12 protein-coding genes are annotated in these 12855 nt (G+C 74.0%); 7 read left to right on the forward strand and 5 right to left on the reverse strand.

Translation table 11 applies throughout. The features are described 5' to 3' along the window. The first annotated feature begins 123 nt into the window (after window positions 1-123). Window positions 124-333 (forward strand): DUF397 domain-containing protein, encoded by a 210-nt coding sequence (locus ACFYNO_RS40010; protein WP_388023388.1) that lies wholly within the window; start codon window positions 124-126, stop codon window positions 331-333. Window positions 334-406: 73 nt separating this feature from the next. Here ACFYNO_RS40010 and ACFYNO_RS40015 read toward each other — a convergent pair whose 3' ends face one another. From ACFYNO_RS40015 to ACFYNO_RS40030, 4 genes are all read right to left on the reverse strand, one after another. After that, entirely contained in the window at window positions 407-1459 is a 1053-nt protein-coding gene (locus ACFYNO_RS40015; RefSeq protein WP_388023391.1) for a PQQ-binding-like beta-propeller repeat protein, read from the reverse strand. A 311-nt stretch (window positions 1460-1770) separates the two neighbouring features. Beyond that, window positions 1771-4122: a ricin-type beta-trefoil lectin domain protein gene (locus tag ACFYNO_RS40020; protein WP_388023394.1), complete on the reverse strand. Its 2352-nt coding sequence runs from the start codon at window positions 4120-4122 to the stop codon at window positions 1771-1773. 265 nt (window positions 4123-4387) lie between these two features. Continuing rightward, on the reverse strand, window positions 4388-4801 hold the full coding sequence (locus ACFYNO_RS40025; protein WP_388023397.1) for a hypothetical protein: 414 nt from the start codon (window positions 4799-4801) through the stop codon (window positions 4388-4390). A 107-nt stretch (window positions 4802-4908) separates the two neighbouring features. Then, window positions 4909-5571 (reverse strand): TetR/AcrR family transcriptional regulator, encoded by a 663-nt coding sequence (locus tag ACFYNO_RS40030; protein ID WP_388023399.1) that lies wholly within the window; start codon window positions 5569-5571, stop codon window positions 4909-4911. A gap of 107 nt (window positions 5572-5678) precedes the next feature. On the opposite strand from ACFYNO_RS40030, the gene ACFYNO_RS40035 reads away from it, so the two are divergent. From ACFYNO_RS40035 to ACFYNO_RS40045, 3 genes are all read left to right on the forward strand, one after another. After that, on the forward strand, window positions 5679-6293 hold the full coding sequence (locus ACFYNO_RS40035) for an NADPH-dependent FMN reductase (RefSeq protein ID WP_388023401.1): 615 nt from the start codon (window positions 5679-5681) through the stop codon (window positions 6291-6293). Between the two features lie 62 nt (window positions 6294-6355). Further along, a complete protein-coding gene (locus ACFYNO_RS40040; RefSeq protein ID WP_388023403.1) occupies window positions 6356-7702 on the forward strand; it encodes a DHA2 family efflux MFS transporter permease subunit in 1347 nt (448 codons plus the stop codon). Next, a complete protein-coding gene (locus ACFYNO_RS40045; RefSeq protein ID WP_388023406.1) occupies window positions 7699-8514 on the forward strand; it encodes a patatin-like phospholipase family protein in 816 nt (271 codons plus the stop codon). Before ACFYNO_RS40040 ends, ACFYNO_RS40045 begins: the two co-directional genes overlap by 4 nt. On the opposite strand, the gene ACFYNO_RS40050 is transcribed toward ACFYNO_RS40045, so the two are convergent. Continuing rightward, the gene (locus ACFYNO_RS40050) at window positions 8498-9340 is read right to left on the reverse strand and encodes a helix-turn-helix transcriptional regulator (protein WP_388023409.1); all 843 of its coding nucleotides are present in this window, start codon (window positions 9338-9340) and stop codon (window positions 8498-8500) included. The two genes, ACFYNO_RS40045 and ACFYNO_RS40050, sit on opposite strands and share 17 nt — an antisense overlap. Before the next feature lie 143 nt (window positions 9341-9483). Here ACFYNO_RS40050 and ACFYNO_RS40055 point away from each other — a divergent pair, with 143 nt between their 5' ends. The 3 genes from ACFYNO_RS40055 to ACFYNO_RS40065 all read left to right on the forward strand — a co-directional run bounded on the left by ACFYNO_RS40055 (window position 9484) and on the right by ACFYNO_RS40065 (window position 12851). Next, the gene (locus ACFYNO_RS40055; protein WP_388023411.1) at window positions 9484-10401 is read left to right on the forward strand and encodes an NADP-dependent oxidoreductase; all 918 of its coding nucleotides are present in this window, start codon (window positions 9484-9486) and stop codon (window positions 10399-10401) included. 78 nt (window positions 10402-10479) lie between these two features. After that, window positions 10480-11175, forward strand: a complete 696-nt coding sequence (locus ACFYNO_RS40060; RefSeq protein ID WP_388023412.1) for an ATP-binding cassette domain-containing protein — start codon at window positions 10480-10482, stop codon at window positions 11173-11175. Beyond that, entirely contained in the window at window positions 11172-12851 is a 1680-nt protein-coding gene (locus ACFYNO_RS40065; protein ID WP_388023414.1) for a hypothetical protein, read from the forward strand. The genes ACFYNO_RS40060 and ACFYNO_RS40065 overlap by 4 nt, the downstream gene beginning before the upstream one ends. The last annotated feature ends 4 nt before the right edge of the window (window positions 12852-12855 follow it).

Here is a 12855-nt window from a genome sequence, read left to right on the forward strand (position 1 = left end):
ATGGCCACCCGACTGACCGCCAGCCCGGACAGAATCGGGCAATACCTCCGCCCGAAACTCCTCGCGGCAGCCTAAATCGGTATCGAACACCCTCTAAGGACGACCCGTGGAGAGGTAGCAGGCATGCACACCCAGGATCTCGGTACCGTCGGCTGGCGGAAGAGCAGCTACAGCGGCAACACTGGTGACTGCATCGAGGTCGCCGACGGCTTCCCGGCCGGCGTGCCGGTCCGCGACTCCAAGAACCCCGACGGCCCCGCGCTGGTCTTCCCGGCCGGCGCCTGGTCGGCCTTCGTCGCCGGGGTCCACGCCGGGGACTTCCCCGCCGCCTGACCGCCTCTCCCCCGCACCCCGTCGGCCCCGGCAGGACCTCGGACCTGCCGGGGCCGAGCACCGAGTCTGGCCATCAGGACGCGGGCAGCGCGAAGAGGGTCGTACCCAGTCCGGCGAACAGGCGCCGGCCGTCGGTGGTCAACGCCCATTCCTCCGAGGGAGATGACAGCGGGTCCGTCCTGAACCTCCAGCGGATCGCACCGGACCCGGCATCCACCGCGGTGACCCCGTCGATGCCCGTGCCGACGACGAAGAGGGTGTTCTGCACCAGCACGGGCTGGTTGACATCGGAGGGACGGAACGGCAGCGGACACTCCCACAGTTGCTCACCGGTCTTCGCGGACCAGGCGCAGACGCTCTGGTCCCCCGGGAATCCGTACACCACGCCGTTCACGGCCGTCACCTGGCCGAACGACCCATCTGCGCCGCCCTTCTGCCTGATCAGCAGTTGACGGCTCCCCGTGGCCGTGCTCAGTGCCTGGAGACCGTCCTTCCCTGCGAGGCAGTACAACCGGTCGCCGTCGGTCACGGGGGTGATCGCGAAGTCCGCCCCCGTCGGGGTGCTCCAGAGCTGCTGCCCGTCCTTGGTGCTGCGCGCGATGATGGTGAACTGGCCGTCGTTGTGGTAGATCCGACCGTCCCTGAGCCCATGCTGGACGCCGTACCGTTGCTGCCCGGGCCGCAGCTCCTGGGACCAGCTCTCGACTCCGCTCTCGATCGACCACGCGACCAGCTTGGTCGCCTGGCCGTTGAGACCGTTCTGTCCCCAGGTGATCCCGTAGGCGAGCTCGTCATCCGCGCACAGGGCCTGGACCAGGCTGTAGGACGGTGAGCTGGGACCGCTGTACCGCGGCCGCCAGGCACTCTTTCCGGTGGCCTGGTCGTAGCCCGTGAGGCTGTTCGGGCTCCCGACGAAGACGAGACCGCCGCCGGCCGCCGCGAGCAGGCCGTCGATGTACTCGCCGTTCCAGGCCACGGCCCCGGTCGCGGCGTCGACCGCCGTCAGCCGGTCGCTCACGACGTAGACCCGACCGCCCGCGACGGCGAGGTTGGAACTGCCGAAGTCGGCCTTCGAGGTGTAGGACCACAGCGGATCCGGCGCCCCGCCACCAGGCTGGACCGCCACGGGTGTGGGCGAGGAGCGGGCGGTCGGTGTGGACCTCGGCGCCGTCTCAGGCGTCCGGTCTCCCTGGTCGGACACGGCCCATCCGGTGACACCCGCTGCGACGAGCGCGGCACCCCCGGCCCAGAACGACCGTCTGGTGACGGTGCGTCGTCGCTGTCGTGCGAGCTCGACCTCGCGTTCGTAGTACCCCTGCTCCATGGCGCAGCCCCCCAGCCGATTCGTGGACGGCCGATCCTATCGGCCGCCGATGCCGGGGCGAACCGGCGGCGCGGGCCCGGCCGACCGGCCGGCGCCCGCTGACCGCCTGGTCGTCACCTGCCGCTCTGCCAAAGCTGGTTGCTGCCGCCGTTGCACGTCCACAGCTCCACCGGTGTCCCGTTCCCAGTACCGGCTCCCGTCACGTCCAGGCAGAGGCCGGACTGCGCACCCCGGATGGTGTCGTCAGCCGCGAACGTCCACTGCTGGTTGGCACCGCCGTTGCAGTTCCACGGGATGACCGGGGTACCCGGACTCGTGCCGCCGCCCGAGGCGTCGAGGCAGGTACCGGCCGCAGTCAGGGTGTTGGCGGAGGTGGCCGTCCACTGCTGACTCGAACCGCCGTTGCAGTCCTGGATGGTGGCCGGGCTTCCGCCCGCGTCCAGGCAGCGGCCGGAGCCGGCGCCCACCAGCGGGCCCGGGTGGTTCCAGACGTCGTTGGCCGGGGTGGCGTACTTGTCGTTGTTGGTCAGCGGGTTCAGGCCCAGCGCCTCGTCGACCGTGCGCAGCATGCTGTAGTGGTCGACCCGGGTGGTGCTGGTGTAGCCGGGCTTGACGGTGTTCTGGGAGCCGATCATCAGGGTGACGACGTGGTTGGGCTCGCTCGGGCCGTACGCCTTGTCGTAGGCCTCGTCCCAGGACAGGATCAGCAGCGACCGCTGCTGGGTCCAGGCGGGCGAGTTGAAGATGTTCGGCAGGTAGCTCCGCAGCCAGTTGTCGCCGTCCGTCCGGGTGCCGATCTCCATGTCGTCGTAGTCGTTGGCGGCGAACCAGACGAAGTTCGGCGTGGTCGCGGCCGATTGGAGGTCGGTCGTCAGCCGGGTGAGCGGCTGGTTGTGGGCGGCGCAGCGGGACGGGTTGTCGATGACGTCCTTGTACATCATGAACGGCTCGTCGTCGGGCAGGTAGTAGCCGCCGCCGGCGCTGTCGTGGTAGCTGGTGTCGCAGTTTCCGGACATGCCGCCCGCGTAGCCCTTCCAGGTCTTGCCCGCCGCGTCGGCGGTGTCGCCCAGGTTCGGCGCGTCGATCTTGTCGCTGCCCACGGTCGGGGAGGAGGACCAGCCGAAGGTCGATCCACCCGACGCCGCCAGGTAGTTGGGGTCGCTCGGGTGGGTGAGGGCGTAGGAGTTGGAGAGCAGGGTGCCCTTCGGCAGCAGCGTGCCGTTGATGTAGGGGGCGGTCGAACTCCCGATGACGTCCTGGTAGTTCTCGTTCTCCATGAAGGCGAAGAAGACGTGGTCGAAGGCCGGCGTGCTGGACGGCGGCACGGCCAGGACCGGCGCGGCGACCGGCGTGGAGAGGGTGAGCGACAGGTCGTCGGCGTAGCCGTCCGTCGTGTCGCCGTAGGAGTAGGTGAAGGAGAGGTCGAGTTGGATCGAGCGGGTGCCGGCGGGCACCGCCCCCGTCGTGTCGCGGAGCAGGAAGCTGGTCGCCTCGTTGCGGTCGGCGTCGGTGACCGGGCCGATCTGGCCGGTGCCGAGGCTCGCCCCAGCCCCGTTGCGGAAGGTCGCGGTCAGAGCCGCCCGGTCGTTCTGGCTGCCGTAGCCGCCGAGCCAACCGGAGAGGTCGAAGGTGGTACCGCCCTGGTCGATGGCGGCCGCGGCCGTGGAGACGTCGACCGTCTGCCGCAGGTTGGAGCTGCCGGTCGCGCCGCCGGCGAAGAAGGCGTTGCCGCGGTTCGGTGAGCCAGGTGTGCCCGGGTGCGGGAAGTCGTTCGGGGTGGCGTAGCAGATCACGTCCGGCTCACCTGCGGTGACGGTCCAACCGGGCACCGTCGTCCCGTCCTTGCCGCTGTTGGTGCAGCTGGCGGACTCGCCGCCGGGGTCGAGGACGAGGTTGGCGCTGCGCGGGCTGCCGGTGGTCAGGGTCAGCGAGAGGCCGTCGGCGTAGCCGTCGTCGTAGCCCCAGGACTGGGTCATCTGCAGGTCGAGCGCGATGGAGCGGGCGCCGGCCGGGACGGTGCCGACGGCGCTGCGCTGCAGGAACTCGGTCACCGAGTTGCGGTCGGTCCAGGTGACGGGGCCGATCTGGGCGGAGCCGAGCCGGTTGCCGGCGGCGTCGGCGAAGGTGGCCACCAGTGCGGCCCGGTCGTTGTCGCCCTGCCAACCGCCCAGCCAGCCGGAGAGGTTGTAGGTGGCGGTGCCGGCGTCGACCGACCCGGCGGAGGCGGAGATGTCCACGCTCTGGTGCAGCGCGGAGCTCCCGCTGTTGCCGCCCGCGAAGAACTTCGCGCCCCGGGTCGGGGAGCCGGGGGAACCCGCGCTCGGGAAGCCGGAGGTGCCGTAGGCCACCACCACGGGCACACCCTGGGTCACGGTCCAACCGGGGATCGGGACCGCCGAGTTGCCGTTGCCGCTGGCCGGCCCGGACTCGGCGTCGCCGTTGACGATCAGGTTCGCGGAGGTCACCACAGCGGCCGTCGCCGGCGTGGGTGAGATCAGGGGGAGCGCGGCGAGCAGCGCCCCCGCACAGACAGTCCGGGCAAGCACACGCCAACGCATTCGCGATCCTCCGTCGAAGCCACCGACGACCGCCTCGTTGCAGCCGACCGCGCGAGATCCTGCCGCTCGCCACCCAACGGAATCCGATGGAAAGGAACATGTTCAAACAACTTCGGATGGCGAGCAAGCGTCAGCGGGCGGGCATCAAGCGACCGACGTCAATCGGCGCGCGTCAGGACGGGTCGGGGATGTGGTCCCAGGCGGTCCAGTTGCCGTTGTGGTCGCGGACGCGGTCCCAGAGGTAGCCGTCGGTGCTCCGGACCGTGATCGCGATGTTCCAACCGTCCACGCTCGACTGCGAGATCGTGACACCGCTCGTCGCCACGCCGCCCATCGAGAGGAAGCCGCTCCATGTGCCGCTGGTGTTGGTCCAGCGGGTCCACACGGCACTGTCGGTGCCGATCACGAACTGCTCCTTGGTCCCCTCGGGGAAGGTCGTGGTGGCCACGCCGTACTGGCAGAGGTACGTGCCCGAGCCGAGCCGGCAGGTGTCGGCCGCCCGAGCCGGCGCGGCGCCGGCCGCGGCGATGCCCGCGGCGACGGCGGCCGTCACGAGGACGGCCTTCAGCTGCTTCGGCTTCTTCATCGTCGTTCCCTTCGGTGGCGCCTGGGCCCCGCGGAGCGGATTCGACGGGTTCCAACCGTTTTGACGGGCCGCGCGAGCGGTCGGTTCACCCAGCCCCCGGCACCCGGTCAGGCGGCCCGGTAGGCGCGCAGGAAGGCCGCCACGCCACCCGTGATCTGGCGTTCGGCCTCGGCGGCGGGCAGCGGGAGCACGCCGTAGTGGGTGAGCTGGACGATCGAGTGCGAGGTGAGCGCCATGAAGTGGGCGCCGGCCAGGGCGGGGTCGTCGTGCAGGTCGAGCAGGCCGGCGGCGGCGAGCAGGGCCATGCTCTCGGCCAGCGCGCGGCCGACCGGGCCCGGGCCGGCGTCGCGCCAGGCCTGCAGCACCTCGGCCGGCACGTGGTCGGCCTCGGCGTGGATGTGGCGGACCAGGGCGAAGTGGTCCGGGTGCTCGTCCATCAGGGCGACGAAGGCGCGGGCGAGCGCCACCAGGTCGCGCTCCAGGTCCTCCGGGCGCGGCGGCCGGGCCGGGTCCAGCAGCTTGGTGAGCTTGGCGATCTGCGCCTCGCGCACCTGACCCGAGGTCCAGGTGACCACGGTGCGGAACAACTCCGCCTTGCCGCCCGGGAAGTGGTTGTAGAGCGTGCGGGTGGAGACCCCGGCCGCCGCCGCCAGGGCGTCCACCGAGGCGCGCGCGTAGCCCTCGCGGCCGAAGACGCCGCAGGACGCGCTGGCGATGGCGATCTGCTTGGCGAGCCTGCGGGGTGTGACCTCGTCACTGGCGGCACTCATCCGATCGGCTTCCTTCCCGAGTCCTAGGTACAACGGCCGTTGTATTTTCTACAACGCTCGTTGTACTTTACCGGAGGAACGAAGATCGTCCGAGGGAGGGACCCACCATGTCTGCCGAGAACACCAACGAGAACACCACTGACCTGCGCGTCGCCGTCATCGTCGCCAGCGTCCGCGAGGGGCGCCTGGGGCCGAAGGTCGCCGACTGGTTCCTGGGGGTCGCCGGCGGGCAGGGCGGCATGGAGTTCGACCTCGTCGACCTCGCCGAGGTCGACCTGCCGCTGGCGATGCCGGGCTGGGGCGGCAGCCCCTCGCCGCAGGCCCGGGCCGCGCTGGCGAAGGTCACGCCGGTGCTGGCGGCGGCGGACGCCTTCGTCGTGGTCACGCCCGAGTACAACCACAGCTTCCCCGCCGCCCTGAAGAACCTGATCGACTGGCACCGCGCGGAGTGGCAGGCCAAGCCGGTGGGCTTCGTCTCCTACGGCGGCCTCGGCGGCGGCCTGCGCGCCGTGGAGCAACTGCGACTGGTCTTCGCCGAGACGCACACCGTGACCATGCGCGACTCGGTCAGCCTGCACGGCCCCTGGTCCGGCCTGGCGGCCGACGGCGCGCCGCTGGACGCCGCCGTCTGCGAGGGCGCCGCCAAGGGCATGCTCGGCCAACTCGACTGGTGGGCACGGACGCTGCGCACCGCCCGGGCCGAGCGCCCGTACGGGGCGTGAGCGCGGTGGCGCAGTTGACGGCTTCCACCGGCTTGGCGGCACCGGACAGGACCCGGTCGGCGGTGGGGCGGACCGTCGCGGTCGTGGTCACCGGTTCGCTGCTCTCGGTGCTCGACATGACGATCGTCAATGTCGCGCTGCGCAGGCTCACGGTGGTGTTCCACGCCCCGCTGGCCACCGTGCAATGGGCCACCACCGCCTACACCTTGGCCCTCGCGGCGGTGATCCCGACCGCCGCCTGGGCGATGGCCCGGATCGGCGCCAAGCGCACCTACCTGACCGCGCTCGGCCTCTTCACCCTCGGCTCGCTGCTGGCCGCCTGCGCCTGGGACGTCGGCAGCCTGATCGCCTTCCGGGCCCTGCAAGGCCTGGGCGGCGGCCTGTTGATGCCGGTCGGCATGGCGATGGTGATGCGGGCCGCCGACCGGGACGGGCTGGGGCGGGCGATGGCGATGCTCGGACTGCCCGTGCTGGTCGGCCCGGTGGCCGGGCCGGTGCTGGGCGGGTGGCTGCTGGACACGGTGTCCTGGCGGTGGATGTTCCTGGTCAACCTGCCGGTGGGGCTGCTGGCGCTGGGCCTGGCGGTGCGGCTGCTGCAGCCGGAGGGGCCGCGCGAGCGTTCGGCGGCACCGAAGTTGGACGTGCCGGGGCTGCTGATGCTCTCCCCCGGGCTGGCGCTGCTGCTGTACGGGTTCGCGGAGTCCGTGCTGGGCGCCGTCGTGGTCGGGGCGGTGCTGGTCGGCGGGTTCGCCTGGCGGGCGTTGGCGACACGTCAGCCCCTGCTTGATCTCCGGCTGTTGAGCGATCGGGCGTTCGCCGCCTCGGTGGCGACGCTGGCGCTGTTCACCTGCGGCTACTTCGGCTCGATGCTGCTCGCGCCGGTCTACTGGCAGCAGGTGCGCGGCCAGAGCGCGATGGCGGCCGGACTGCTGGGCGCGCCGGTGGGGTTGGCCGTCGGGGTGTCGATGCAGATCGCGGCCCGGCGGATCGACTCCGTGCCGCCGCGGCGGCTGATCCCGCCCGGGATCGCGCTCGGGGCACTGGGCATGGCGCTGACGGCACTCCAGGTGGGCGAACCCGGTTCACCGGCCTGGCGGGTGGTCGGGTCGGCGATGCTGATGGGGATCGGCTCCGGGATGGTGCTGATGCCGACCATGGCCACCGCCGCACGTCATCTGCCCAAGGAGCGGGTGGCGGCCGCGAGCACACTGCTGAGCATCAACTCCCAGCTCTGGGCGTCGATCGGGACGGCGCTGATCTCAACGGCGCTGGGCGGGGCGGGCGTCGGCCCGGCCGGCTTCCGCACCGCCTACGCCGTCGCGGCGGGGCTGCTGGCGCTGGCGCTGGTGCCGGCCACGCTGCTGGCACGCGGTCCACGCAACACCCACACTCCAGGAGGAACCCCGTGAACGCAGTCGACCGCGCCCTCGTCCTCGGCCCCGGCGGCCCCGCCGGCACGGCCTGGATGGCGGGCCTGCTGCTCGGGCTGCGGCGCCACGGCGTCGACCTCGGCACCGCCGACCTCACCGTGGGCACCTCGGCGGGCGCGATCACCGCGGCGGCCCTGCTCGCGGGCGGGCCGGCGCACTTCGAGGGCCTGGGGACGCCCGCGCTGCCGCCGACCCGGCCGCCGGCGGCGCCGAGCCCCGAGGTGCTGGGGCAGGTGTTCGCCGTCCTCGGCGACCCCACGCTCGACCCGGTCGAAAAGCGCCGCCGGGTCGGCCGGCTCGCCCTCGACCGCGCCACCCCGGAGGCGCTGGCAGCCCTGCTCGCCGGCCGCACCGCGCTGATCGGCGCCACGGCATGGCCGGACCGCCCGCTGCTGATCACCGCCGTGGAGGCGCACCGCGGCGAAGCCGTCGTCTGGGACCGCGAGAGCGGTGTGCCGCTGGCGCACGCGGTGGCGGCCAGCAGTGCGTTCCCGGGCGTGGACCCGCCGGTCCCGGCGCTGGGCGGGAAGTACCTGGACGGGGCGCTGCGGGCGGGCACCAATGTCGACTTGGCGGCAGGGGCGCGGCTGGTGGTGCTGCTCGACCCGATGGCGAGGTCGACGGCGGCGGAGGATGGCGACACCGGACGGATCGTCACCCTCACCCCCGATGGTGCGTCAGCCGACGCCATCGGCCCGAACCCCGCCGACCGCACGGTCTGGCCGGCCGCCCACGCGGCGGGTCTGCGCCAGGGCGCCGCCACCGCGCCCCGGCTCACCGGGTTGTGGTGACCAAAGGCGGAGCCGGTGCGGGCACGGGTGTGGGCGCGGGCGCGGGGGCGGGGGCCACGAGCGTGAAGAGCAGCAGCCGCTGGTCCTCCGCCGGGGTCAGCAGGGTCTCCACCGCGTACTCCTCCTCGTGCAGCCGGATCCGCCTGGTCCGGTAGGTGCCGACCTCGTGGCGGGTCCAGAGCGCGGCGAACTCCGGGCTGTGCGCCAGCAGCTGGGTGATCAGCGTGGTAGCCGCCGGATCGTCGGGCCCGCGGCGGGTGGCGGCGGCGCGCAGGTCGGCGACCAGGGCCCGGCCGCAGTCCGTCCACTCCTCCGCCGAGTAGAGGTCGTGCACGACGGGGCTGCTGAACCAGGCCCAGACGATGTTGCGGCGCTGGCCGGAGACGTGGCAGACCGGGTCGAAGACCCGGTCTGCGGCGGCGTTCTGCGCGATCAGGTCGCCGAGGTCGCTGACCAGCTGCACGGGGGTGTCGGTGAGCCGGTCCAGCAGGTAGCGCACGGCGGGCGCGATCTCGGGGCCGGCGGGCGCGGCGGCCGGCGGGCGGTGGCCGCCGAGCAGGTAGAGGTGGTCGCGCTCGTCCGCTGTGAGCTTGAGGGCCCGGGCGAGCGCGCCGAGCAGCTGGGTGGACGGCTGCGGGCCGCGCGCCTGCTCCAGCCGCATGTAGTAGTCCGGCGACATCCCGCTGAGCTGGGCGACCTCCTCGCGGCGCAGCCCGGGGGTGCGCCGGCGCGGGCCGTCGGCCAGGCCGACGTCCGACGGCCGGACCCGGGCGCGGGCCCGGCGGAGGAAGTCGGCGAGCTGCGGGCGGTCGATCAGGCGGTCCATGTCCAGTGCGAACCACGGCGGGCGAGGGTGGGATTCCCGGTCCTAGGCGAAACGCTCCGCTGCTGCCGCGGGCGCCGCACTGGCAGGGTCGTGGGTGTCCGGGAAACCGCCCGGGCACCACCCACCTGACAGGGAGTCAGCCCATGTCCGTCGCGATCTCCTTCACCGCCTACGGCGACGCCGACCAGCTCACCACCGTCGAGGCCGAGGCCCCGCAGCCCGGCCCGGGCGAGGTCCAGCTGAGGGTCCGGGCGGCCGGCGTCAACCCGGTCGACTGGAAGCTGCGGGCCGGCTACCTGGCCGCCGTGATGCCGCTGGAGCTGCCGCACGTGCTCGGCCTGGAGGCGGCCGGCACGGTGACCGCCGTCGGCGCCGGGGTGACCCGCTGGTCGGTCGGCGACGAGGTGTTCGGCCGGGTGCCCGCCGCCTACGCCGAGTACGCCGTCACCGCCGAGAACGCCCTCGCCGCCAAGCCGGCCGAGCTCAGCTGGGAGCAGGCCGGCGCCCTGCACATGGCCGCCGAGACCTCGACCCGGGCGCTGGCCGCGCTCGGCCTCGCCAAGGGCGAGACCCTGCTGGTGCACGGCGCGGCCGGCGGCGTCGGCGCGGTGGCCGTGCAGTTCGCGGTGGCCGCCGGCGCCCGGGTGATCGGCACCGCGAGCCCGGCCAACCACGACTACCTGCGCGAGCTGGGCGCCGAGCCCGTCGAGTACGGCGACGAGGTCTTCGACCGGGTCCGCGCCGTGGCCTCCGAGGGCGTGGACGCGGTGCTGGACACCGCCGGCGGCTACCTGGCCGGCTCGGTGGCGCTGCTCGGCGGCGGCGCCCGGGTGCTGAGCATCGTCAACCCGCAGGAGGCCGAGGAGGCCGGCGCCTCCTTCACCGGCAGCGACCCGGAGGCCGACCACACCCCGGCCGCGCTCGCCAAGGTGCTGGAGCTGACCGCGGCCGGCACCTTCCGGCTGCCGCTGCGGGCGGTGCTGCCGCTCGCCGAGGCGGCCCGGGCGCACCGGCTGAGCGAGCAGGGCCACGGCCGGGGCCGGATCGTCCTCACGGTGTGAGCCGGGACGCACGCGGTCCGGAGACCGGCAGGCGCTCGGTAGGGTGAACCGACCATACGTCGAGAGGGCACCCCGCTGATGGCCGACAACACCAAGGCGCTCCTGCAGCTGACGGAGGTCAGCCGCACCTACGGCGACCGGGTGGTGCTCCATCCGCTCAGCCTCAGCCTGGCCGCGGGCGAGTGCGTGGCGCTGCTGGGCCACAACGGCTCCGGCAAGTCGACCCTGCTGCGGGTGGCCGCCGGCCGGGACCTGCCGACCTCCGGCCGGGTCCGGTTCGACGGCCTGCCGATGGACGAGAACGACCCCCGCATCCGGGCCCGGGTGGCCGTGGTCGGCGACACCGTGGCGCACTACCCGGACCTCACCGTGCGCGAGCACCTGCTGCTGGTCGCGGTCGCCCACGGCGTGGCCGACCCGGGCGTCTGGGTGGCCCAGGTGCTGGAGGAGCAGCTGCTCACCGAGCGGGCCGAGGCGCTGCCCTCCGCGCTCTCCTCCGGCCAGCTGCAGGCGCTGCTGCTGGCCTGCGCGCTGGTCCGCCCGCGCGACCTGCTGCTGCTGGACGAGCCCGAGCAGCGGCTCGACCCGGGCGCCCGGCGCCGGCTGGCCGACCTGCTGCGCGGCGAGCTGGCCGACGGCGTGGCCGTGATGCTGGTCACCCACCACGCCGACCTGGCCCGGGAGGTGGCCGACCGGGTGGTGCTGCTGGAGGAGGGCCGGCTGGTGGACCAGGGCCCGGCGAACGAGGTGCTGGACCGGGCGGGTGCCCGGTGACGGCCCCGCACGCCGAGCACACCGGCGCCCCGCCCGAGTGGTCCGAGGCCGACGACTGGACACCCGAGGCGCTGGCGCTGCTGCGCCACCTGCGCGCCCCGCACCGGCGCAACCGGGCCAAGCAGGTGCTCTTCGCCGTCTACTGCGTGGCGCTGATCCTGGTGGTCTGGGGCGGCATGCCGAGCCTGGGCATGTTCCTCCAGGCCCGGATGGGCGCCGACTACACGGCCGGCGGCGGCCGGCTGCTGGCCGCGCTGCCCAGCGGGATCGCCGCCGTCTCGCTGGCCACCGTGCTGGTGGTGCTGCGGGACGCGCTGTGGCGCGGGCCGGTGGTGCCCCCGCGGGCCTCGATCGACTGGCTGCTGGCCCACCCGGTGCGCCCGCGCCCGGTGCTGCGCCCGTGGTTCTGGCTCTCCTGCGCCCTGGCCGCCTTCCCCGGCCTGGTGACGGCGGTCGGGGCGATGGTGGCGATGGGACTGATGCTCAAGGTCGGGCTGGCGGCCGCCTTCGGCTGGTGCCTGCTGGGCGCCCTGGGCGTGCCGCTGCTGGCGACCAGCGCCGCGGTGCTGGTGGAGCGGAGCGACCGGGCCGCGCACTGGGTGCGCCGGCTGACCGCGCCGGTGCTGCTGGTGGTGCTGGCGCTGGCCGCGCAGTGCGGGTTCGCGGTGGCCGGGCACCGGGTGGGCTGGCTGGAGCGGGTCGAGCTCTGGTCCGGGCCGTGGGGCTGGGCCGGGATCACCGCGCTGGCGCCGACCCGGGAGTCGGTGCCGGGTGGCTGGGTGGCGGCCGCGCTGCTGCTGGCCGGCACGGCGGCGGCGCTGGTGCTGGCCGACCGGGCGGCCTCGGAGGTGCCGCTGCACCGGCTGCGCGAGCGGGCCCGGACGGCCGCGGGGGTGGTGGCGGCGCTGCGCACGGTGGAGCTGCGGGCCGCCCGGCTGACGGTGAGCAGCGCGGCGGGCGCCGAGCCGCGGCACCGGCTGCGGCTGCCGGTGCCGCGGCAGGCCTGGCTGATCATCCCGTGGCGGGACGCGACGGCGCTGCTGCGCTCCCCGGCCCGGCTGGGGCGGGCGGTGCTGCTGACCGCTCCGGCGATGCTCTGCGCCGTTCCCGCGCACTCCAGCCGGGGCCCGGCCTCCTGGGCGGCGGTGGGCGCCGCGCTGGTCTTCGGCTACCTGGCGGTGGCGCAACTGCTGGAGCCGGCCCGGGTGGAGACCGACGACCTGCGGCGGTCCTCCTGGTCGCCGTACCGGACCACCGGGCTGATGCTGCGGCACGCGGTGGTGCCGGTGCTGCTGGGCGGGGTGCTCGCGGTGCTGGCGGCGCTGGTGGTGGAGCTGGCGGGCGGCGGGCCGGCGGTCTGGCTGGCGCCGGTGCTGGTGCCGGCCTTCGTGGCGGCCGGGCTGGTGAACGCCTGCCGCGGGCTGCCCCGCAAGGACCTGCTCTTCTCGCCGCGGGCCGGGGCCGGCAGCGGGTTCGGGCCGGTGGTCTTCGCCGGCTGGTACGCGGCGGGCCCCGCGGTGGCCGTGGTGGTCCTGGCCGCGCCGCTCTCCGACGCGCTGCGCGCCGACACCGCCGCCGCCTGCGTGCCGGTGGCCGCGCTGGCGCTGGCGCTGGCGGGGGTGCTCCTCTACTGGGTCTGGGACCGGGCAGGCAAGCTCCGGGCGTCGACGGACTGAAACC

Origin of the sequence: Kitasatospora sp. NPDC006697 (assembly GCF_042869935.1) — a bacterium.
Classification (GTDB): domain Bacteria; phylum Actinomycetota; class Actinomycetes; order Streptomycetales; family Streptomycetaceae; genus Kitasatospora.